This is a genomic window from Burkholderia anthina (assembly GCF_001547525.1).
Lineage (GTDB): Bacteria > Pseudomonadota > Gammaproteobacteria > Burkholderiales > Burkholderiaceae > Burkholderia > Burkholderia semiarida.
The window spans coordinates 916,766-937,891 of the sequence record NZ_LNJP01000003.1 but is presented as its reverse complement, the minus strand read 5'-3'; the positions used below and the strand labels follow the sequence as shown (position 1 = coordinate 937,891).

The window sequence follows — 21,126 nt, the reverse complement described above, 5'->3', positions numbered from 1 at the left end:
TCGACGGCTATCCCGGCCGCCCGCGCCTTCCAGCTCACGACGACATGTACGCGTTCACGCCCTCATTCCAAAACCCTGCCGGCTCGCCGATCCGCGAGTTGTTCAAGTACCTGTCCGAACCCGGCATGATTTCCTTCGCGGGCGGTTATCCGGCCAGCGACCTGTTCGACGCCGCCGGCCTGAACGCGGCCGCCGAACGCGCGTACGCGCAACCCGTCCGCTGCCTGCAATACGGCCCGACCGACGGCCTCGCCGAACTGAAGCAGCAACTGATCGCGCTGATGGCGCGTCGCGGCGTCGCGTGCACGCCAGCCGAACTGCTCGTCACGACCGGTTCGCAGCAAGGCCTCGACCTGCTGCTGCGCGTGATGGTGTCGCCCGGCGACGTCGTGCTGACCGAACAACCGGCGTACCCGGCCACGCTTCAAGCCATGCGTTTGCAACAGGCGCGCATCGTGACGATTCCCGTCGACGGCGAAGGCCTCGACGTCGATCGTCTCGCGGCACAACTCGCGTCCGGCGCGATCGCGCAGCCGAAGCTGCTCTACACGGTCCCCACCTTCGCGAACCCGACGGGCGCGACGCTCACGCGCGAACGCCGGCTGAAGCTGCTGCGTCTCGCGGTGCAATACCGTTTCCTGATCGTCGAGGACGACCCGTACGGCGACCTGCGCTTCGCGGGCGAACCGGTGCCGTCGATGCTCGCGCTCGCGAACGAAGTGGACGGCGCACGCGACTGGCTCGTGCATTTCGCGAGCCTGTCGAAAATCGTCGCGCCGGGGCTGCGCGTGGGCTGGACGATCGCGCCGGCCGAGATCGCGCGGCGCTGCGTGATCGCGAAGCAGACGGTCGATCTGTGCAGCGCACCGTGGACGCAGGCCACCGCCGCCGAATATTTGGCGGACGGCGCGCTCGAACGCCATCTGCCGCGCATCACGGCCGCGTACCGGATCAAATGCGACGCGATGTGCGACGCGCTGCGCGACGGGTTCGGCGCTGCGATCGAGTTCCATCGTCCCGAAGGCGGGATGTTCGTGTGGGCGCGAATCAGGGCGGTGTCGTCGGACGTGCTGCTGCAACAGGCGATCGCGCACAAGATCGTGTTCGTCCCCGGCAAGGCGTTCTTCGCGGACAACGTCGACGCGGCGTCGCTGCGCCTGTCGTTCGCCGCGCCGGACGTCGATGCGATCCGGGAAGGCGTCGCGCGCCTCGTGCGCGCGTATGGTGCGGCGCGGGCCGCGTGAGGAGACATCAGCGTGAATATCACCGTCAACGAAACGGCCTCGACCGGCGCAGCGTCGGGCGCAGGCGATAAGCGGCCAGCAAAGCATCGCTCGTCGCAGATCAGCGTCGGGCCGCAGTATGTGGCCGACGTGCTCGGCCGCTTCGGCGCGGAGCCGGCAACCGATGCCGGCGATGCGGCGCCGGTCGTGCTCGGCTACAACTGACAGGCACGAGGGCGGCGGTTCGCATCACCTGCGAGCCGTCGGCGAAACGAACGGTTAAGCTTGCGCGATCGAAACACCGACGATCGCCGCCGCCCCATGTCCGACTCGACCCCCGAATCGCTCGCGCAAACGTACGACCGCATCTGGTCCTGCCTCGAATCCGGCGTCAGCGTTCAGCGCTCGCCGTTCACGATGTTGCAGGCGGCGACGCTCGGTCTCGATGGCGCACCGAAGGTCCGGACGATCGTGTTGCGTCAGGTGAACCGCGTCGAGCGCGTGCTGTCGTTTCATACCGATGCGCGCTCGGAGAAGGTCGCGGAGTTGCGTCGCGATCCGCGTATCTCGATCGCCGCGAATGATCTCGACGCGCTCGTGCAGATTCGCGCGGAAGGAATTGCATCGGTCTGCGACGACGAAACGCAACGGCGCGGGATCTGGGAGGCGAGCCGCCCGCATACGCTGCTGCTGTATCGAGCACCGTTGCCGCCCGGCATGCCGGTTGCGTCTCCGGAAGCCGCACATGTCGACGGCACCGCACCAACCGGCGACGGCTACGAAAACTTCTGCCTGATCCACATGACGGTCACACGCATCGACTGGCTCGAACTCGCGCGCGCCGGCCATCGCCGAGCGGTATTCGACCTGAACGAAAACCGCTACGAAGCCCGCTGGATCGCGCCCTGAAGCGGGCCGAGCGCGCGCGAGCCGCTCAAGGCCGCCCGTCCGACGCGGCTTGAATCATCCACTCGCGCATCACCGCGATCGCACCGTCGTCGCGGCGCTCGGCCGGATACACGAGATAGAACCCCATCGACAGCGGAAACGCGAAGTCGAACGGCTTGCACAGCCGTCCGGCGGCGATGTCGCGCTCGACGAGCGGCTCGGTCGCGAGCGCGATGCCCTGGCCGGCGACGGCCGCATCGATCGCGAGCGACGTCTGGTTGAAGCGCAGCCCCTTGTGCGGATCGACGTCGACCGGTTCGGGCATCGCCGCGAGGAACTCGGGCCACAGGTCATGCGCGTCGTGCAGCAGCACCTGGCCGGCAAGCGCGCGCGGCGAAGCCGGCGCGGTCAGCAGCGAAGGGCTGCACACCGCGCACACGTCGAGCGGGAACAGCGCATGGGTGACGAGATGCTTGCCGAACGGCGGCTTGCCGTAGCGAATCGCGAGATCGACGCCGTCGTGGCGGAACGTCGCGATCTGCGGGTCGGCGATCACGCGCACGTCGTAATCGGGATGCGCGTCGGTGAACTGCGCGAGCCGCGGGATCAGCCACTTCGACGCGAACGACGGCGTCGTGCTGATCGTCAGCGCGGCGCGCCGTTTCACGAGCTTGTCGGTGGCGTCGGCGATCGCATGCAGCGCACGCTGCACGTCGGAAAAATAAGTGGCGCCGTCGTGCGTGAGCGCGAGGCCGCGCGGCAGGCGCTCGAACAGCTTCAGGCCGAGCACGTCCTCGAGGTGGCGCACCTGCTGCGCGACGGCGCCCTGCGTGACGCCGATCTCGTCGGCGGCGGCGCGGAAATTGAGGTGCCGCGCGGAGACTTCGAACGCGCGAAGCGCATTCAGCGGCGGCAGGCGGGAAGGGCGTGGCGGCATCGTCAGACTGTAGAAAAACTATCGGCTGGCGGCAGAAATACTGGTTCGACAGCCGGAATCGATGCGCCTACATTACCACCATGGCGCGCCGAGTGGCGGCTGCGCGGCGGCGGAATCGGAACGAGGAGCATAGCGTGACTGTAGAAAAAGTGGCGTTGATCACGGCGGCGGGCAAGGGCATGGGCGCGGCGATCGCGCGCGAACTGGCGGCGACGGGCTATCGCGTCGCGCTGATGTCGCCGTCGGGCAGCGCGGTGGCGCTCGGCGAGGAACTGGGTGGGTTCGGCATCAAGGGCTCGGTGACGGACGAAGCCGATATCGACACGCTCGTGCAGGAAACGGTCGCCCGCTACGGGCGGATCGACGCGGTCGTGAACAATACCGGCCATCCGCCGAAGGGCGAGCTGCTGGCGATCACCGACGACAACTGGCACGCGGGGCTCGACCTGATCCTGCTGAACGTGGTGCGCGTGATGCGCCGCGTGACGCCGATCTTCCAGAAGCAGGGCGGCGGCGCGGTGGTGAACATCTCGAGCTTCGCGGCGGACGCGCCCGAGCAACCGATGCCGGTGTCGTCGGCGCTGCGCGCGGCGCTGAGCGCATGGACGCGCCTGTACGCGGAACGCTATGCGGCCGAGAACATCCGGATGAACGCGGTGCTGCCGGGCTTCATCGACAGCTGGCCGGAAACGCCGGAGATCGTCGCGCGCATTCCGGCCGGCCGCTTCGGCAAGACCGGCGAGATCGCGAAGACGGTCGCGTTCCTGCTGTCGGACGGCGCGGGCTACATCACCGGCCAGAACATTCGCGTCGACGGCGCGATCGTCAAGGCGCTCTGAGCGCCGCAGCGGCGAGCGAGCGGCGGCGCGGGCCGCCCGCTCGCGGTGCAGCCGCTACAAACGCGTACAAATCAGACAAATCCCGGATACATCAGACCTTTCAAATGGGCGACGCCGCGTGACGAGGGCGCGCCGGATCGAAAGCCTGGGCGCGATCCCGCGCGCGGCATCTTCACTTTCCACTTCACGAAAGGATGCCGAACGATGTCTTCCACACCGTTTTCCCCGATGCGTCGCCACCTGCTGGCCACTTCCGTGGCCGCCGGGGTCTCGGCGATGCTGCCCACCGCGCTGCATGCCGCGACCGGCGCGAGCGGCATACGCCCGTTCACCGCGCACATTCCCGATGAAGCCGTGGCTGACCTGCGCCGCCGCATTGCCGCGACGCGCTGGCCGGGCCGCGAAACCGTCGCCGACGAATCGCAAGGCGTGCGGCTCGCGCGCATGCAGGCGCTGCTGCGCTACTGGGGCACCGACTACGACTGGCGCAAGGGCGAGGCGCGCCTGAACGGTTTCCCGATGTTCATCACGGAAATCGACGGGCTCGACATTCATTTCATCCACGTGCGCTCGCGGCACGAGAACGCGATGCCGATGATCATGACGCACGGCTGGCCCGGCTCGGTCTTCGAGCTGCTGAAGGCGATCGGCCCGCTGACCGACCCGACCGCGCACGGCGCGAGCGCGGACGACGCGTTTCACGTCGTCGTGCCGTCGTTGCCGGGTTTCGGCTTCTCGGGCCGTCCGACGAAGACCGGCTGGGGTTCCGATCACATCGCGCGCGCGTGGGGCGAGCTGATGGCGCGGCTCGGCTATACGCGCTTCGTGTCGCAGGGCGGCGACTGCGGCTCGGTGATTTCGCACCGGATGGCGATGCAGCGCGTGCAGGGCCTCGTCGGGATTCACGTGAACATGCCGGCGACGGTGCCGCCGGACATCGCGACGCTGCTCCAGGTCGATGCGCCGGCGCCGGCTTCGCTGTCGCCGAAGGAGAAGGCCGCGTACGAGAAGCTCGCGACGTTCTACCGCGACAACTGCGGCTACTCGGCGATGATGGTCACGCGGCCGCAGACGGTGGGCTATGCGCTGGCCGATTCGCCGTCCGGACAGGCCGCGTGGATGTACGACAAGATCTCGCAGTGGACGTACAGCGGCGGCGTGCCCGAACGCTCGATTCCGCGCGACGAGATTCTCGACGACATTTCGCTGTACTGGCTGACGAACACCGCGACGTCCGCCGCGCAGATCTACTGGGAGGATCACTCGAACAACTTCAACGCGGTGGATATCTCGCTGCCGGCCGCGATCACGGTGTTTCCGGGCGAGATCTACCAGGCGCCGCGCAGTTGGGCGGAGCGCAGCTATCACAACCTGATCTACTTCAACGAAGTCGACAAGGGCGGGCACTTCGCCGCATGGGAGGAGCCGGAACTGTTTGCGCGTGAAGTGCGTGCCGGGTTCCGGCCGTTGCGGCGCGTGTAACCAGAGTGACACGACGAATGCGGGCCAGGCGGTGGCGCGGCCCGTGTTCGTTTTCAGGTAACTGCCTGCAAGGCCTGCGCAAACCGCTTGTCCGCGAGATACGCGACGTTGAAGCGGCAATACTTCGACGGACGATCGGCCTGCGGCGAAAACACCGCACCGGGCGCGAGAATCACGCCACGCTTGAGCATTGCCTGCGCGAGCTGCATCGAATCGGGCCAGCCGGGCAGCGCGGCCCACAGATACAGGCTCTGGTCACAGGGACGATAGACCTCCGCGCCGAGGCGGCCGAGCGCTGCGAGCGCGGTGCCGGTCGCACGCCGCAACTTCTCCTGAAGATGATTCGTATGCCGGAGGAAATGGCCATCGCTGACGATCGCGTCGAGCGTGCGTTCGCAGTATTCCGAGCTGCTGACGTGCGTCAGCATCTTCACGTCGGCGAGATCGCTGGCAAGCGCCGCATTGCACGCGAGAAACCCGACACGCAGCGCCGCCGACACCGATTTCGAAAAGCTGCCGATATAGATGGTGCGGCGCAGCTGGTCGAGCGTCGCGATGCGCGTGAGCGAGCGCGGCCGCAGGTCGGCGAGCGCATCGTCCTCGACGATGATCAGATCGTGCGCGTCGGCGAGCTGCAGAATGCGGTGTGCCTTGGCCGCGCTCGTATCGGTCGCGGTCGGGTTGTGGCCGACCGATTGCGTGAAGAACAGCTTCGGCCGGTACGCGGCGACATGCTCGGCCAGTTTCGCGACGTCGGGGCCGTCGATCTCGCGCGGCACGCCGACGATGTTCGCACCGCTCAGCTTGAGCTTGCCGAACAGCGGGTAGTAGCCGGGATCGTCGACGAGCACGGTGTCGCCGGGACGCACGAAGTAGCGCAGCACGAGATCCATCGCCTGGTTCGCGCCGTGCGTGAGCACGATCTGCGCGGGCGGCGCCTCGATCTCGTAGCCGGCGAGCTTCTGCTGCAGCGACTGGCGCAGCGGCAGATAGCCGAAGCGGCTGCCGTAGCGGAACAGCGACGCGGCGCTCGTGCGCATGATGCGCTGCTGGTACTGGTTCAGCCGCGTTTCCTCGAGCCACTCGATCGGCGGGAAGCCTTCGCCGAGATTGAGCACGTCGGGCTTCACGTGCAGTTGCTCGCGCATCAGCCACACGATGTCCATCGCGCGGTCGAGCGAGTTCGGCTCGTCGATGTCGGGCACGGCGGCCGCGCGCCGCGTGACGAAGAAGCCCGAGCCGCGGCGCGGCTCGATCAGGCCGTCGGCCGCGAGCATCTCGAACGCGCTGATCACGGTGTTCTTCGAGCAGCCGGACGCCTCGGCGTATTCCCTGATCGACGGCAGTTTCGCACCGGCCGGCAACACCCCTTCTTCTATCTGTCTGGCCAGATTGTCCGCCATTGCGCCAGACAGGCTGGCTTTCGCACGCTGTTTCATCGGAATGTTCCGTCGGGGCCGGCCCACTGTCATGGGTACGGCTGGATGACTGTCTGCGCCGTCTGTACCTTTTCAATGGGTACAGCGTGACTATTATTCGGCTATCCGCTGCCTGCCGCAAGCGCCGACGGGCAACACCGCCACCCCGAAACAGCCGACCCATCATGCCGATCGATTCCGCCTTGCCGAACTTCCGCTCGCTCACGCCCGAGCAACGCCTGTCCCACCTGTCCCGCACCGTCGGGCTCGACGACGCCGAGCACGCGCTGCTCGCGAAACCGGGCGCGCTGCCGCTCGAGACCGCGAACGGGATGATCGAGAACGTGATCGGCACGTTCGAACTGCCGATGGCGGTGGCCGGCTACTTCCGGATCAACGATCGCGACGTGATCGTGCCGATGGCCGTCGAGGAGCCGTCGATCGTCGCGGCCGCATCGTATATGGCGAAGCTCTCCCGCGCGGCCGGCGGCTTTCGCACGTCGAGCAGCGGCCCGCTGATGCGTGCGCAGGTGCAGGTGATCGGCGTCGGTGATCCGTACGGCGCGCGGCTCGCGATCCTGCGGCACGCGGCCGAACTGATCGCCCTCGCGAACAGTCGCGACAAGGTGCTCGTGGGCCTCGGCGGCGGCTGCCGCGACATCGAGGTTCATGTGTTCCCCGACACGCCGCGCGGCGCGATGATCGTCGCGCACCTGATCGTCGACGTGCGCGACGCGATGGGCGCGAACACGGTCAACACGATGGCCGAAACCGTCGCGACCCGCATCGAGGCGATCACCGGCGGCCAGGTACGGTTGCGGATACTGTCCAACCTCGCCGATTTGCGGTTGGCGCGCGCGGAGGTACGGTACTCGGCGGCGACGCTCGCGACCGACGATTACGCCGGCGAGGACGTGATCGACCGCGTGATCGACGCATACGTGTTCGCGGCGACCGATCCGTACCGCGCGGCGACCCACAACAAGGGCATCATGAACGGCATCGATCCGGTGGTGGTCGCGACCGGCAACGACTGGCGCGCGGTCGAGGCCGGCGCGCATGCGTACGCGAGCCGCAGCGGCCGCTATACGTCGCTGACGACGTGGGAGAAGGCCGCCAACGGCGACCTCGTCGGCACGATCGAGATGCCGATGCCGGTCGGGCTCGTCGGCGGCGCGACGAAGACGCATCCGCTCGCGCGCCTTGCATTGAAGATCATGAACGTGACGTCGGCGCAGGAGCTCGGCGAAATTGCGGTCGCGGTCGGGCTTGCGCAGAATCTCGGTGCGCTGCGCGCGCTCGCGACCGAAGGAATCCAGCGCGGACACATGGCGCTGCATGCGCGCAACATCGCCGTCGCGGCCGGTGCGACGGGGGCCGACATCGACCGGATCGCGCAGCAGATGGTCGCGGCGAAGGACGTGCGTACCGATTTCGCCGTCGCGTTGCTCGCGGGCCGCAGCGGCGGCTGACCCGCGCGCTGCGCGCCGCGCCGGCACGGCCGGCGACATATCAAACCAGGAGGAGACACATGGAACAGACCGGTTCAAGCGCCGTCGCACCCGCGCCGCATCGCGCCCGGCCGTTGGCCGGCGCCGATGCGGCGGCCACGACGCTCGTCGAGGTATGGGGCGATACGGTGGCGACGAAGCATCTTGCGTGGTCGGTGCTGCTCGGCATCGCGATCAGCCTCGGCGCGTTCGAGGTCGGCCGCATCGCGCTCGCGTCGTTCGTGCACGACGCGGCGATCGCACGCGCTTACGCAATGCTGATCGGCCTGGGCGGCTGCCTGCTGGCCGGTGCGATCTGCGCGCTGCTGTTCAAGCCGAAGCGCACGGTGATCGAACATGCGGCGGGCGGCGCCGAGCGCGACGACGCATTGCGGCAACTCGCCGAAGCATCGGGCGGGCTCGGCTCGACGAACGACCTGTCGCCCGCCGCGCGCGCCGAGATGGAGGAACTCGGGTTGCTCGACCTGTTCGCGTCGTACGACGCCTCCACCGGGCGCGCCCGCGCGGGAGGCCGCTGATGGACGCGCTGCTGCATGCATTGCCGGCCGCGTTCGCGATGGGGCTGCTGGGCGCGATCGTGTTCTCCGCCATCGGCCTGATCTCCGGCACCGACGAAACGACGACGATCGCGCCGCTCACGTTGCTCGTCGCGCTGCTCGGCGTGCCGCCGGCCGGCGTGTTCACGTTCTTCCTCGCGGGCGCGGTGGCCAAGCACATCACGCACGCGATCCCGACCGCGCTGCTCGGTATTCCCGGCGACACGATGGCCGCGCCGCTGCTGCAACAGGCGACGCTGCTGCGCGCGCTCGGCGTGCCGCACATCGCACTGCGCAAGATGATCTCCGGCGCGATCGTCGCGGCGTTCGTCGCACTGCCGCTCGCTGTGCTGTTCGCGTCGCTGCTCGCGCCGTTCGGCGCGGCGATCGCGAAGGCGGCGCCGTGGGTGTTCCTCGCGGCGGCCGTCGGCATCGCGTATTTCTCCGCCGGGCGGTGGGCGTCGGTACTGCTGCTCGTGCCGTTCGTGATGCTGGTGGTCGGCTTGCAGGCGCTCACCGGTCGTTATGGCGTGAAGCTCAGCGTCAGCTACTTCCTCGGGATCGCGATCGGGCCGCTGGTGGCCGACCTGTTCTCGATCCTGTCGCCGGCCGAGCGGCGGCGCATGCGTCGCGACGGGCCGTCGACGTTCGTACTCGCGCCCGACGTGAAAAGCTGGCGCGGCTACTTCCCGAATCCGCTGAAGGTGCTCGACCGCGAGCAGGTCGCTTGGACGGTCGGCACGGCCGCCGTGTCGAGCGCGACGTTCGTGTTCAGCCCGGTCGCGATGACGGTGCTGATGGGCGAGATCGTCGGTGCGCGCGTGCGTCATGCTTATCAGCGCCTGACGACCGTGATCGCCGCGCGCAACGGCGTGACCGAGGCGACCTACATCGCCGAAGCACTGATTCCGCTGATCGCGTTCGGGCTGCCGCTGAGCCCGGTGGCGGCCGGACCGGCCGCGCCGTTGTTCAATGCGCCGCCGCGCTTCACGGTCGATGCGGCGAGCGGGCAGATCCACAACCTGCATACGCTGATGAGCTGGCCGGCGTTCCTCGGCTACGGGCTGCTGTCGATCGTGCTGGCCGCGCTGATCGCGTATCCGCTCGCGATGCACCACGCGCACCGCGCGGCGTCGTTCGTCGCGCGCAAGCTGAGCCATGAAGCGATCATCGCGACCTTCGCGGGGCTGATCGTCGTGATCGGCGTGTGGGAAGGGCAACTGCTCGGGCTCGCCGTGATCGTGACGATCGGCCTGTTCGGTGGAATGCTGTCACGCCTGTTCGCGTTCAACACGGGCGTGCAGTTCATGGGCTATTACGTCGCGGTGCTCAGCGTGCCCGCGATCGCCAAACTGTTCTGACGCGCCGGCGCCGGTCGCGGATGCCCGGCCATCGCGGCGAAACGTCGCTTTTCCGACGATTTTTGAATCGCTTTTTGTCGTGTTCGCACACAGATACGTTGGGATACAAAGCGCCCGGTCGGTTCGGATATAAAACCGGTGAAGCGATTCACACGACGGCGCGGTGCGATGCGCCGCCGCTGCGAACGACGATACCGGATTGCCCGCACGTGCCGCGGGCCCCTTCCTTAGCGATCGACAATGGAGAACGAGTCATGTCCGATAACGTGAACACCCGCCGCCGCCTGATCCTGGGCTCGACGCTGGCGAGCCTCAGCCTGGCCGACCTCGGCTTCAGCGCGCTTGCGCATGCGCAGTCCGCGCCCGATGCATCGGCCGGCAAGCGTGCGGCCGGCGCCGCGTCGCTGGGCACGATCCACCAGATCGACGCGGGCGTGCTCAACGTCGGGTATGCGGATCTCGGCCCGAAGAACGGCCCGGCCGTGTTCCTGCTGCACGGCTGGCCGTACGACATCTACAGCTATGCCGAAGTCGCGCCGCTGCTCGTCGCGGCCGGCTATCGCGTGATCGTGCCGTACCTGCGCGGCTACGGCTCGACGACGTTCCGCTCGGCCGACACGGTGCGCAACGGCCAGCAGGCGGTCACGGCCGTCGACATCGTCGCACTGATGGATGCACTGAAGATCGACCGCGCGGTGTTCGGCGGCTACGACTGGGGCGCGCGCACGGCCGACGTCATCGCGGCGCTGTGGCCGCAGCGCGTGAAGGCGCTGGTGTCGGTGAGCGGCTACCTGATCGGCAGCCAGGCGGCGAACGCCAAGCCGCTGCCGCCGAAGGCCGAGCTGCAGTGGTGGTACCAGTTCTATTTCACGACGGAGCGCGGCGAACTCGGCTACGCGCAGAACCGCGATGCGTTCAACAAGCTGATCTGGCAGCTCGCGTCGCCGAAGTGGCAGTTCTCCGACGAAACGTTTGCGCGCACGGCCGCGTCGTTCCAGAATCCCGACCACGTGGCCGTCGTGATCCACAACTATCGCTGGCGTCTCGGGCTCGCGAAGGGCGAAGCGCAATACGACGACATCGAGCGGCGTCTCGCGGCAGGCCCCGCGATCGCCGTGCCGACGATCACGATGGAAGGCGACGCGAACGGCGCGCCGCATCCGGAGCCGGCCGCATACGCGAAGAAGTTCACCGGCAAGTACCAGCACCGGACGATCACCGGCGGCATCGGCCACAACCTGCCGCAGGAAGCGCCGCAGGCATTCGCCGATGCGATCCTGCAAGTGGAGCATCTGTGATGCGGGCGCGCGTGGGAGTGTGGCGGCGCGGTGCGCGCCGGGTGGTCGCCGCGGCCGTGCTGCTGGCCGGTGCGTGGTCGGCGAGCGGTCCTGCCGCGTTCGCGGAACAGCCGAAGCCGGCCGCGGCCGCGTCGCCGATCTACGGCGTGACGATTCCGCCCGGCTATCGCAAATGGGAAATGGTTGCGCCGGCAGAGGAAGCCGCGCCGCTCGACGAGTTGCGCGTGGTGCTCGGCAATCCGGTCGCGATCCGCGCGCTCGAAAAGGCGACGCTGCCGTTTCCGGATGGCACGATCCTCGTGAAGCTCGCGTACAAGCGCAAGCAGTCCGACGAGTTTCCGCCGGCGACGGTGCCCGGGCAGGCGACGACCGTGCAGGTGATGGTGAAGGACTCGCGCCGCTATGCATCGACGGGCGGCTGGGGCTTCGGGCGCTTCATCAACGGCGTGCCCGCCGACATCGGCCAGCATCAGACGTGCTTTGCGTGTCACCAGGCCCGCGTGAAGAATCACGATTACGTGTTCACGCGGCTCGCGCCGTGACGTGACACGGCGGCGTGAAGCGGATGGAAAGGCGTGCCTTGCGAGGCACGCCTTTTTTTTCATGCGGTGCGCGGCGGGGGGGCGAAACGGATCACGCGCGTTTGTATCGCACTGTATCTGCGGTCGTTCCTGAAAAACTGGCATGCAGAACGCCCCGGTTTCGGAAACATGCCGGATACGTGCGCGGGTTCTACTGTCGACATGCAGCAAGCGTTCAGCGCCACACGTTCACGCCGAATGCCAAGTGATCGACACCCCAACTTCCTTCAAGGAGAACTCTCATGAAAGCCGCTCGAATCCTCGCCGTTGCCGTCCTCGCCGTCGCTCCGGCCCTGTCGTTCGCCGATACGGGCCACGGCCTCACGCGTGCCGAAGTGCGCGCCGACCTCATCCGTCTCGAGCAGGCCGGCTACAACCCGGCCGGCAGCGAAGCGCACTACCCGGACGATATCGCGGCCGCGGAGCAAGCCGTCGCCGCCGCGCAGCAGGTCGCACGTTCCGACCAGAACGGCCCGTCGAAGTCGCAAGGCGACAACGTGGCCGATGCGTCGACGTCGGCCGGTCATCGCGACGCCGCTGACGACCTGTACGCGCATTCGTGATCGGTCGCCGCGCCTGCCTCACGGAGGTGTGGCGCGCACTGAAGCACTTCACTTGAACAACACGACAAAGAAAGGAGCATGACGATGGCCGGTTTGATGAAACGCGTTCTGGTATCCGCCGCGGTAGTCGGCGGACTGTTCGGTGCGGTCGCGGCGCAGGCCGCACCGAAGGAAGACCTGAAGGGCACCAACGTCGTGCTCGTGCACGGCGCGTTCGCCGACGGGTCGAGCTGGAACCGCGTGATTCCGCTGCTCGAGGCGCGCGGGCTGCACGTGGTGTCGGTGCAGAATCCGCTGAGTTCGCTCGCCGACGATGCGGCCGCGACGAAACGCACGATCGACGAACAGAAAGGGCCGGTCGTGCTGGTCGGCCATTCGTGGGCCGGCGTCGTGATCAGCGACGCGGGCAACGACGACAAGGTGAAGTCGCTCGTGTACGTCGCGGCGTTCGCGCCCGACAACGGCCAGTCGATCGCCGACGTCACGCAAGGGCTGCCGGCGCCGTCGTGGGCCGGGGAGCTGCGCAAGGACGCGGGTGGTTTCGCGCGGCTGTCGGACAAGGCGATCGCGCAGGATTTCGCGCCGGATCTGCCGCCCGCGCAGCAGCGCATCGTCGCGGCGACGCAAGGGCCGTGGTACGGTGGCTGCATCTCGGAGAAGGTCACGCAGGCCGCGTGGCATGCGAAGCCGTCGACGTTCGTCGTCGCGACGCAGGACCGGATGATCGATCCGAAGCTGCAGGAAGCGATGGCGAAGCGGATCGGCGCGACGGTCGCGCGCGTGAACGGCAGCCATGTCGCGATGCTGAGCCAGCCGAAAGCCGTGGCCGATGCGATCATCGCCGCCGCCGAGCGCACGAAGCACGATACGCAGTGAGCGAATGCGGCGCCGCGCCTTCGTGAGGATGCGCGGCACCGTGAGTGATGGCGATGTTTTCCACCAGGAGAAGTGATGACGCAACTCTGGCAACTGTCGGCAACCGAAATCGCGAAGCGCGTGCGGCAGCGTGAAGTGTCCGCGCGCGACGTGGCGGAATCCGTGCTCGACCGGCTGGACGCCGTGAATCCGGCGATCAACGCGGTGGTCGAGCATCGCCCCGACGACGTGCGGCGGCAGGCCGACGAAGTCGATCGCGCGATCGCGCGCGGCGACGATCCGGGGCCGCTCGCGGGCGTACCCGTTACCGTGAAGATCAACGTCGATCAGGCCGGCTATGCGACGACCAACGGCACGCGCTTGCAGGAAAACCTGATCGCGCAAGCCGACAGCCCGGTGGTCGCGAACATCCGCAAGGCCGGCGGCGTGCTGCTCGGCCGCACGAATTCCCCGACGTTCGCGTTGCGCTGGTTCACGTCGAATCTCGTGCATGGCCGCACGCGCAATCCACGTAATCCGTCGCTGACGCCGGGCGGATCGAGCGGCGGCGCGGCGGCGGCCGTCGCGGCCGGGATCGGCCCGCTCGCGGTCGGCACCGACATCGGCGGCTCGGTGCGCTACCCGGCCTACGCGTGCGGCGTACACGGCATCCGGCCGTCGCTCGGCCGCGTGCCGGCGTTCAATGCATCGTCACCCGAGCGGGCGATCGGCGCGCAACTGATGTCGACGGCTGGGCCGATCGCGCGCACGATCGACGATCTGTCGCTCGCGCTGCGGGCGTTCTCCGCACCGGACCCGCGCGATCCGTGGCACGTCGCGGTGCCGTTCGACGGGCGCGCGGTGCCGAAGCGCGCGGCGTTGTGCGTGCGTCCGCGTGGCCTCGAGGTCGTGCCCGAAGTCGAGGCCGCGTTGCGCGATGCCGCGCGTCGGCTCGTCGATGCAGGCTGGACCGTCGACGAGATCGACGATACGCCGCCGATGCGCGAGGCGGCGCTGCTGCAGGAGCAGCTGTGGCTGGGCGACGGGTTCGACGCGCTGGCGAACGCGGTCGAGCAAGACGGCGATCCGGGCGCGGCCGCGGTGATCGCCGCCGTGCGCGGCAAGGTGCGCGACCTGCCGGCCGACGTGATCAGTCGCGCACTGGTTCGACGCACGACGCTGACGCGAGCGTGGCGGCTGTTTCTCGATGAATATGCGGTGTTGCTGCTGCCTGTTTCCGCGGAACTGCCGTTTCCGGACGATCTCGACCGGCAAGGGCCGGACGGGTTCGAGCGCGTGTGGGAAGCGCAGCTCACGTTGCGCGCGCTGCCTGCGATGGGGCTGCCGGGGCTGGCCGTCACGACGTCGCTCGTGAACGGCGTGCCGGTGGGCGTGCAGGTGGTGGCCACGCATCATCGCGAGGATCTGTGTCTGCTTGCCGGGCGCGATATCGAGGCGCGTGGCGCGCCGGTTGCGCCGGTCGATCCGGTGGCGTGATGTGCTGACGGCGCGTGCATCGGCGAGGCTTGGAGGCTTCGTCGGTGCATCGCGTGGCCCGTGTCATTTCGGATTCCATGACGACGCGCGAAATGCGCGTCGATCGTCCCCCTCCTTTCTTTTCACCCCCTTCGATGCACGACATCGAACGGCCATCGCCCTCCATTTCCAGCCCGCGATCGACCGCGCGCCGATAGCGCGCGTCCGCTATTGCATTCCCCGCGGCGCTGATTAGGAAATGAATTTTTATTGGTTCTGCTTCCCCGACCGCACTCGCATAGTGGCGCTGACGGCTATAGACAGCACGCAAGCTGCGACGGCCGCATTCCCGGTGTTTTTGTTCATACGAATCTGCGAGAACGAGGAAGTGTCATGACGGTTGAACTGCAAGAACGAACCGCTGCGCAGCAGGCGCTCGAAGACGCGCGCGCGGCAGCCGTGGCGGCTGGCACGCCCTACGCGGGCGGCGTCGCGCCGGAAGCCGCGTGGGCGCTGTTCGCGGCGGGCGATGCATTGCTGGTGGACGTGCGCACGGCCGAGGAACGGAAATTCGTCGGTTACGTGCCGGAGTCGCTGCACGTGCCGTGGGCGACCGGCACGAACCTGACGCGCAACCCGCGCTTCGTGCGCGAGCTGGAAGCAAAGACCGGCAAGGATGCGGTCGTGCTGTTGCTGTGCCGCAGCGGCAACCGCTCGGCGCAGGCGGCCGAGGCTGCCACGAAGGGCGGTTTCACGCAGGTATTCAACGTGCTCGAAGGCTTCGAGGGCGACCTCGACGAGCGGCAGCATCGCGGCGGCCGCAACGGCTGGCGCTTTCGCGGCCTGCCGTGGGCGCAGGATTGATTCACGGCCGTTACGGGGAGAAAGCAGCATGGCCGCGTTCGACATCGACGACATCGTTCAATCGCTGCAGACGGTGCGCCGCGCATGGCGCGAAAAGCAGCGGCGCTCGCTCGAACCGGGCGGGCGCGATTTGCCGGCGCGCGAGGCACTCGCGCAGATCGTCGGCGCGCTGAAGGGTGTGCTGTTCCCGATGCGGCTCGGGCCGCCCGACCTGCGGCAGGAAAGCGAGAACCTCCACGTGGCCCACGCGCTCGACGCGGCGCTGAATGCGTTGCTCACTCAAGTGACGCTCGAATTGCGCTACGCGGCGCGTCAGCGCAATGCCGACGGGCCGCTCGACAACCTCGACGAAGTCGCGTCGAAGGCCGTGCAGGCATTCGCCGCGCGCCTGCCGGAGATTCGCCGGCTGCTCGACAGCGACGTGCTGGCCGCCTTCCACGGCGATCCGGCGGCCGGCAGCGTCGACGAGGTGCTGCTGTGCTACCCGGGCATCCTCGCGATGATCCACCACCGGCTCGCGCACGAGCTGTACGGGCTTGGCCTGCCGCTGCTCGCGCGGATCATCGCCGAGCAGGCGCATGCGGAAACGGGCATCGACATTCATCCGGGCGCGCGCATCGGCGCGGGCTTCTTCATCGATCACGGCACGGGCGTCGTGATCGGCGAGACGGCGATCATCGGCGAGCGCGTGCGCGTGTACCAGGCCGTCACGCTCGGCGCGAAGCGCTTCCCGCGCGATGCGGCCGGCCATCTGGAGAAAGGGCTGGCTCGCCATCCGATCGTCGAGGACGACGTGGTGATCTATGCGGGCGCAACGATTCTCGGCCGCGTGACGATCGGGCGCGGCGCGGTGATCGGCGGCAACGTGTGGCTCACGCAGGACGTGCCGCCCGGCGAAAACGTCACGCAGGCCGTGCTGCGCAGCGAAGCGAACGCCGCGCCGCGCACGGCGGCGCGCGTCGCCTGGGAGGCGCGATGAGCGACCTCATCCATCACTTCGGCGCCAACGTGCGCAAGCTGCGCGAGGCGCGCACGTGGTCGCAGGAGCAACTGGCCGAGCATGCGGGGCTGAACCGCTCGTACGTCGGCGAGATCGAGCGCGGCGAGGCGATCGCGTCGATCGTCACGGCCGACAAGATCGCGCGCGCGTTCGACGTGTCGATCTCGACGCTGCTGCCGGGCGCGTACGTCACCTGAGCTCGCGCCGCATCGCTTCCCCCTCGGTTGCACGATCTGACGGCTATAGCATGTTGAGCCGGCACGGGCGTGCTTCCGATAATCACCGAGCGTCATAAGCAATCCCGTTTTTCATCTTAAGAACCCGGAGCCACACATGTCGACCGTTGCAAGCGGCACGGCCGCGCTGAGCGATCACGCCGCCCGCCAACTAGCGAACGCTACCAAGACCGTCCCCCAGCTTTCCACGATCACGCCGCGCTGGCTGACCCATCTGCTGCAATGGGTGCCGGTCGAGGCCGGCATCTATCGGCTGAACCAGGTGAAGAACCCGGAAGCCGTGCGCGCCGCGTGCACGCAGCTCGAGGACGAAAGCGTGCTGCCGCGGACGTTCGTGCCGTACGAGGAACAGCCGCGCGAATACTTCCTGAACGCGGTGAGCACGGTGCTCGACGTGCATACGCGGATCTCCGATCTTTACAGCAGTCCTCACGACCAGATCAAGGAACAGCTGCGCCTGACGATCGAGACGATCAAGGAGCTGCAGGAAAGCCAGCTGATCAACAATTCCGATTACGGGCTGCTCGCGAACGTGACCGACGAACAGCGGATCTTCCCGCTGACGGGCGCGCCGACGCCGGACGATCTCGACGAGCTGCTGACGAAGGTGTGGAAGGAGCCGGCGTTCTTCCTCACCCACCCGCTCGCGATCGCCGCGTTCGGCCGCGAATGCACGCGGCGCGGCGTGCCGCCGCCGACGGTCAGCCTGTTCGGCTCGCAGTTCCTCACGTGGCGCGGCATTCCGCTGATCCCGTCGGACAAGGTGCCGGTCGCGGACGGCAAGACCAAGATCCTGCTGCTGCGCGTCGGCGACAAGCGCCAGGGCGTCGTCGGCCTGTATCAGCCGGGCGTCGCGGGCGAGCAGGGGCCGGGCCTGTCGGTGCGCTTCATGGGGATCAACAACCAGGCGATCGCGTCGTACCTGATCTCGCTGTATTGCTCGCTCGCGGTCCATTCGCCGGATGCGCTGGCTGTCCTCGATGACGTCGAAATCGCCAAGTTCCATGACTATCCCGACACCTATCGTTAATCCCGGCGTGGCCGCCGGCGACGCGCACGCGTTGCCGCACGCGCCGCTGCCGGCTGGGTTGCCCGATCCGGCGACGCTCGCGCGGCTCGCATCCGAGTTCTTCGCGACGCCGCCCGGGCAGGCCACCTCGCCCGGGCTGTCGGCGGGCAGCGGCGCGGTCGGCGGCGTGCCGTCGGCACTGCCGGCGGCGGCGCCGATCCTCGCGTCGGCCAGCAACCCGGTGCCGGGCGGCTCGCCGCTCGCGGGCCCGGGCGGGGCGGGCACCGGCGTGCCGGGGCTCGCGCTGCCGCAAGGCAAGGTACCGGGCGCGAACCTCGCGCCGTCCGCGCCGACGCATGTGTTGTCGCTCGGCAACCGCGCACCCGCGCTCGCGCCGCATGCGGCCGCGCAGAACGGGCTGCCCGACAACGCCGTGTCGATCGCGCCCGCGCTCGAACCGCGGGTCGGCGGCGCGGCGCTCGGCGTGCCGCAGGTGAACGCGGCCGCACCGGAAGGCGCGACGAAGGCGTCGCCGTACTACTTCACCGACGGTTCGCTGCAGGGCTGGCAGGCGACGCCGCAGGACATCGTCGTGCCGTCGAACGGCCTCGCGTCGCCGGAAGCGTTCGGGTTGCCGGGCGACGACGCGCTGCGCGAACTGCTCGCCGTGCGTCGCGACGTGCCGGTGTCGCGTGGGTCGGGCGCCGACGTGCCGCGTTATTTCATCGACGATGCGCAGGCGGCCGAGCCGCAGGGCCAGCCGTATCGCGGCGCCCACCCGGCGTTCGACGTGAACGCGATCCGCCGCGATTTCCCGATCCTTCAGGAGCGCGTGAACGGCAAGCAGCTCGTCTGGTTCGACAACGCGGCGACGACGCACAAGCCGCAGGCCGTGATCGACCGCCTCGCGTACTTCTACGCACACGAGAACTCGAACATCCACCGCGCGGCCCACGCACTGGCGGGCCGCGCGACGGATGCGTACGAGCATGCGCGGGAAACGGTGCAGCGCTTCATCGGCGCATCGTCGCCCGACGAAATCGTGTTCGTGCGCGGCACGACCGAGGCGATCAACCTGATCGCGAAGACGTGGGGCGTGCAGAACGTCGGCGAAGGCGACGAGATCGTCGTGTCGCATCTCGAGCATCACGCGAACATCGTGCCGTGGCAGCAGCTTGCCGCGCAGAAGGGCGCGAAGCTGCGCGTGATTCCGGTCGACGATTCGGGGCAGGTACTGCTCGACGAATACCGGAAGCTGCTCAACGATCGCACGAAGATCGTGTCCGTCACGCAGGTGTCGAACGCGCTCGGCACGGTCGTGCCGGTGAAGGAGATCGTCGAGCTCGCGCATCGCGCGGGCGCGAAGGCGCTGGTCGACGGCGCGCAGTCGATCTCGCACATGCGGGTGGACGTGCAGGCGCTCGATGCGGATTTCTTCGTGTTCTCCGGACACAAGATCTACGGGCCGACCGGGATCGGCGTCGTGTACGGCAAGCGCGCGATCCTCGACGACATGCCGCCGTGGCAGGGCGGCGGCAACATGATCGCGGACGTGACGTTCGAGCGCACGGTGTTCCAGCCGCCGCCGAACCGCTTCGAAGCCGGTACCGGCAACATCGCGGATGCGGTGGGGCTGGGTGCCGCGCTCGATTACGTGAACCGCGTCGGCATCGAGAACATCGCTCGCTACGAGCACGATCTGCTCGCGTATGCGACGAGCGTGCTCGCGCCGGTGCCGGGCGTGCGGCTCGTCGGCACCGCGCGCGACAAGGCGAGCGTGCTGTCGTTCGTGCTGAAGGGCTATGAAACCGAGGAAGTCGGGCAGGCGCTGAACGAAGAGGGCATCGCGGTGCGCTCGGGGCACCACTGCGCGCAACCGATCCTGCGGCGTTTCGGGCTCGAGGCCACGGTGCGGCCGTCGCTCGCGTTCTACAACACGTGCGACGAAGTCGATGCGCTGGTGAGTGTCGTCAGGAGACTGGCGGCGCGACGTTGACGTTGTCGTTCTCGTTGCGCCGATGTTGTCCGCTCGTGGCGGCCTTCGCGGGCCGCCGCGAGCGTTTTCATGCTACCCGGTCAGAAGCGCACGACCGGCTTCTTCTCGACGTTGAACCCGTCGCGCAGCACGCCCGTGATCGAACGCACGCGTTGCGATGCGCGATGACCGCATCGACCTCGTGTTCAGGCGTGCGCGGGAATGCGCGCCGGCGCGGTACGGCAGGTGAGCGGCGAGCATTCGAAACGGACAAATACGCAGCGAATCAACGTCCGGCCAGCATCCGCCCGCCGACCCCTATCAGCAACAGCCCGGCCGCCGTATCGAGCACGGCCTTGCGCCGGACCAGCAGCCGGCGCACCGACGGGTGCGACGCGAGCAGCGCCATCGTGCAATACCACGCGGCCGAGATCGCGACCGACAGCACGACGACCGACAGATCGAGCCACGCCGGCGCGTGGGCCGGCACCATCAGCGCGAAGATGCTGCCGTAGAACGCGACGGATTTCGGGTTCGTCATGCTGACGACGTAGCCCTTTCTCGCCGCGTGCCAGTCGGACATCGCGGCCGGCGCGGAAACGGGCAGCGGCTTGCGCGCGGTCGCGATCATTTTCAGGCCGAGCCAGATCAGGTACGCGGCGCCCGCCAGCCGCAGTGCGGTGTGAACCCATGCGACGTGCGTGACGAGCAGGCTCAACCCGCCGATCGCGATCGCGGCCCAGGTGCCGGACGCCGCGGCCAGGCCGAGCCCCGTCATCACGCCGGCGCGACGCGACGCGACCGCGGTGGAGGTGACGATCACGAAGTTCGGGCCCGGGCTGGCGACGCTCAGCAGCAGGACGCCGGCGAGCGGCAGCAGGGTGTTGGCGATGGGCGACATGGGGTGGAAGCGGTGTGGCGGAACGGGTCTTGATCTTACCCGAGCGCGGCGATCGGCTCCGTCGAACCCGGCATTCCGTGGCGCCAAAGCAAACAACGCGTGACGACTTCCGTCGCCACGCGTTGTTGCAGGATTCTGCCCAACCGCGCGCACGCCGACAAACCGGCGCGCAC

The 21,126-nt window shown here is 68.2% G+C and carries 21 protein-coding genes; 18 read left to right on the top strand and 3 right to left on the bottom strand.

Annotated elements, in window-relative coordinates:
* Nucleotides 1-44: 44 nt before the first annotated feature.
* The 3 genes from WS64_RS24425 (at nucleotide 45) to WS64_RS24415 (ending at nucleotide 2,132) form a co-directional block, all read left to right on the top strand.
* A complete protein-coding gene (locus tag WS64_RS24425) occupies nucleotides 45-1,244 on the top strand; it encodes an aminotransferase-like domain-containing protein (protein WP_060967963.1) in 1,200 nt (399 codons plus the stop codon).
* A gap of 12 nt (nucleotides 1,245-1,256) precedes the next feature.
* Nucleotides 1,257-1,448 carry a hypothetical protein gene (locus tag WS64_RS24420; RefSeq protein ID WP_060967962.1) on the top strand — a complete coding sequence of 64 codons (192 nt, stop codon included), beginning with the start codon at nucleotides 1,257-1,259 and terminating at the stop codon, nucleotides 1,446-1,448.
* Between the two features lie 96 nt (nucleotides 1,449-1,544).
* On the top strand, nucleotides 1,545-2,132 hold the full coding sequence (locus WS64_RS24415; RefSeq protein ID WP_060967961.1) for a pyridoxamine 5'-phosphate oxidase family protein: 588 nt from the start codon (nucleotides 1,545-1,547) through the stop codon (nucleotides 2,130-2,132).
* A gap of 25 nt (nucleotides 2,133-2,157) precedes the next feature.
* Here the strand turns inward: WS64_RS24415 and gcvA are convergent, their stop codons facing one another.
* Nucleotides 2,158-3,048, bottom strand: a complete 891-nt coding sequence (gcvA, locus tag WS64_RS24410) for a transcriptional regulator GcvA (protein ID WP_060967960.1) — start codon at nucleotides 3,046-3,048, stop codon at nucleotides 2,158-2,160.
* 134 nt (nucleotides 3,049-3,182) lie between these two features.
* Here gcvA and WS64_RS24405 point away from each other — a divergent pair, with 134 nt between their 5' ends.
* Together WS64_RS24405 and WS64_RS24400 are read left to right on the top strand one after the other, a co-directional pair.
* Nucleotides 3,183-3,887 (top strand): SDR family oxidoreductase, encoded by a 705-nt coding sequence (locus tag WS64_RS24405; protein ID WP_059580315.1) that lies wholly within the window; start codon nucleotides 3,183-3,185, stop codon nucleotides 3,885-3,887.
* A gap of 204 nt (nucleotides 3,888-4,091) precedes the next feature.
* A complete protein-coding gene (locus WS64_RS24400; protein WP_060967959.1) occupies nucleotides 4,092-5,369 on the top strand; it encodes an epoxide hydrolase family protein in 1,278 nt (425 codons plus the stop codon).
* Between the two features lie 53 nt (nucleotides 5,370-5,422).
* On the opposite strand, the gene WS64_RS24395 is transcribed toward WS64_RS24400, so the two are convergent.
* The gene (locus tag WS64_RS24395) at nucleotides 5,423-6,808 is read right to left on the bottom strand and encodes an aminotransferase-like domain-containing protein (RefSeq protein ID WP_060967958.1); all 1,386 of its coding nucleotides are present in this window, start codon (nucleotides 6,806-6,808) and stop codon (nucleotides 5,423-5,425) included.
* Between the two features lie 164 nt (nucleotides 6,809-6,972).
* Here WS64_RS24395 and WS64_RS24390 point away from each other — a divergent pair, with 164 nt between their 5' ends.
* The 13 genes from WS64_RS24390 (at nucleotide 6,973) to WS64_RS24330 (ending at nucleotide 20,073) form a co-directional block, all read left to right on the top strand.
* Nucleotides 6,973-8,259: a hydroxymethylglutaryl-CoA reductase, degradative gene (locus tag WS64_RS24390; protein WP_059579907.1), complete on the top strand. Its 1,287-nt coding sequence runs from the start codon at nucleotides 6,973-6,975 to the stop codon at nucleotides 8,257-8,259.
* Between the two features lie 59 nt (nucleotides 8,260-8,318).
* On the top strand, nucleotides 8,319-8,816 hold the full coding sequence (locus tag WS64_RS24385) for a hypothetical protein (RefSeq protein WP_059640428.1): 498 nt from the start codon (nucleotides 8,319-8,321) through the stop codon (nucleotides 8,814-8,816).
* On the top strand, nucleotides 8,816-10,195 hold the full coding sequence (locus WS64_RS24380) for a tripartite tricarboxylate transporter permease (protein WP_059579912.1): 1,380 nt from the start codon (nucleotides 8,816-8,818) through the stop codon (nucleotides 10,193-10,195). The genes WS64_RS24385 and WS64_RS24380 overlap by 1 nt, the downstream gene beginning before the upstream one ends.
* Nucleotides 10,196-10,449: 254 nt before the next feature.
* On the top strand, nucleotides 10,450-11,493 hold the full coding sequence (locus WS64_RS24375) for an alpha/beta fold hydrolase (RefSeq protein ID WP_059640422.1): 1,044 nt from the start codon (nucleotides 10,450-10,452) through the stop codon (nucleotides 11,491-11,493).
* Complete coding sequence (locus tag WS64_RS24370; RefSeq protein WP_060967957.1) at nucleotides 11,493-12,035, top strand: cytochrome P460 family protein; 543 nt, start codon at nucleotides 11,493-11,495, stop codon at nucleotides 12,033-12,035. Before WS64_RS24375 ends, WS64_RS24370 begins: the two co-directional genes overlap by 1 nt.
* A 281-nt stretch (nucleotides 12,036-12,316) precedes the next feature.
* Nucleotides 12,317-12,637, top strand: a complete 321-nt coding sequence (locus tag WS64_RS24365; protein ID WP_059579919.1) for a DUF4148 domain-containing protein — start codon at nucleotides 12,317-12,319, stop codon at nucleotides 12,635-12,637.
* A gap of 84 nt (nucleotides 12,638-12,721) precedes the next feature.
* The gene (locus WS64_RS24360) at nucleotides 12,722-13,513 is read left to right on the top strand and encodes an alpha/beta fold hydrolase (protein WP_059580317.1); all 792 of its coding nucleotides are present in this window, start codon (nucleotides 12,722-12,724) and stop codon (nucleotides 13,511-13,513) included.
* A 75-nt stretch (nucleotides 13,514-13,588) separates the two neighbouring features.
* The gene (locus WS64_RS24355) at nucleotides 13,589-14,989 is read left to right on the top strand and encodes an amidase family protein (RefSeq protein WP_060967956.1); all 1,401 of its coding nucleotides are present in this window, start codon (nucleotides 13,589-13,591) and stop codon (nucleotides 14,987-14,989) included.
* A gap of 372 nt (nucleotides 14,990-15,361) precedes the next feature.
* Nucleotides 15,362-15,832 (top strand): rhodanese-like domain-containing protein, encoded by a 471-nt coding sequence (locus tag WS64_RS24350; protein ID WP_060967955.1) that lies wholly within the window; start codon nucleotides 15,362-15,364, stop codon nucleotides 15,830-15,832.
* Nucleotides 15,833-15,860: 28 nt separating this feature from the next.
* The gene (gene epsC / locus WS64_RS24345) at nucleotides 15,861-16,811 is read left to right on the top strand and encodes a serine O-acetyltransferase EpsC (protein WP_059640414.1); all 951 of its coding nucleotides are present in this window, start codon (nucleotides 15,861-15,863) and stop codon (nucleotides 16,809-16,811) included.
* Nucleotides 16,808-17,029 carry a helix-turn-helix domain-containing protein gene (locus tag WS64_RS24340; RefSeq protein WP_011356215.1) on the top strand — a complete coding sequence of 74 codons (222 nt, stop codon included), beginning with the start codon at nucleotides 16,808-16,810 and terminating at the stop codon, nucleotides 17,027-17,029. The genes epsC and WS64_RS24340 overlap by 4 nt, the downstream gene beginning before the upstream one ends.
* Nucleotides 17,030-17,165: 136 nt before the next feature.
* Nucleotides 17,166-18,098, top strand: a complete 933-nt coding sequence (locus WS64_RS24335) for a family 2A encapsulin nanocompartment shell protein (protein WP_060967954.1) — start codon at nucleotides 17,166-17,168, stop codon at nucleotides 18,096-18,098.
* Nucleotides 18,073-20,073, top strand: a complete 2,001-nt coding sequence (locus tag WS64_RS24330; RefSeq protein ID WP_060967953.1) for a family 2A encapsulin nanocompartment cargo protein cysteine desulfurase — start codon at nucleotides 18,073-18,075, stop codon at nucleotides 20,071-20,073. The genes WS64_RS24335 and WS64_RS24330 overlap by 26 nt, the downstream gene beginning before the upstream one ends.
* 265 nt (nucleotides 20,074-20,338) lie before the next feature.
* Here WS64_RS24330 and WS64_RS24325 read toward each other — a convergent pair whose 3' ends face one another.
* Nucleotides 20,339-20,953, bottom strand: coding sequence for a LysE family translocator (locus tag WS64_RS24325; RefSeq protein ID WP_060967952.1), 615 nt, complete (start codon nucleotides 20,951-20,953; stop codon nucleotides 20,339-20,341).
* Between the last annotated feature and the right edge of the window lie 173 nt (nucleotides 20,954-21,126).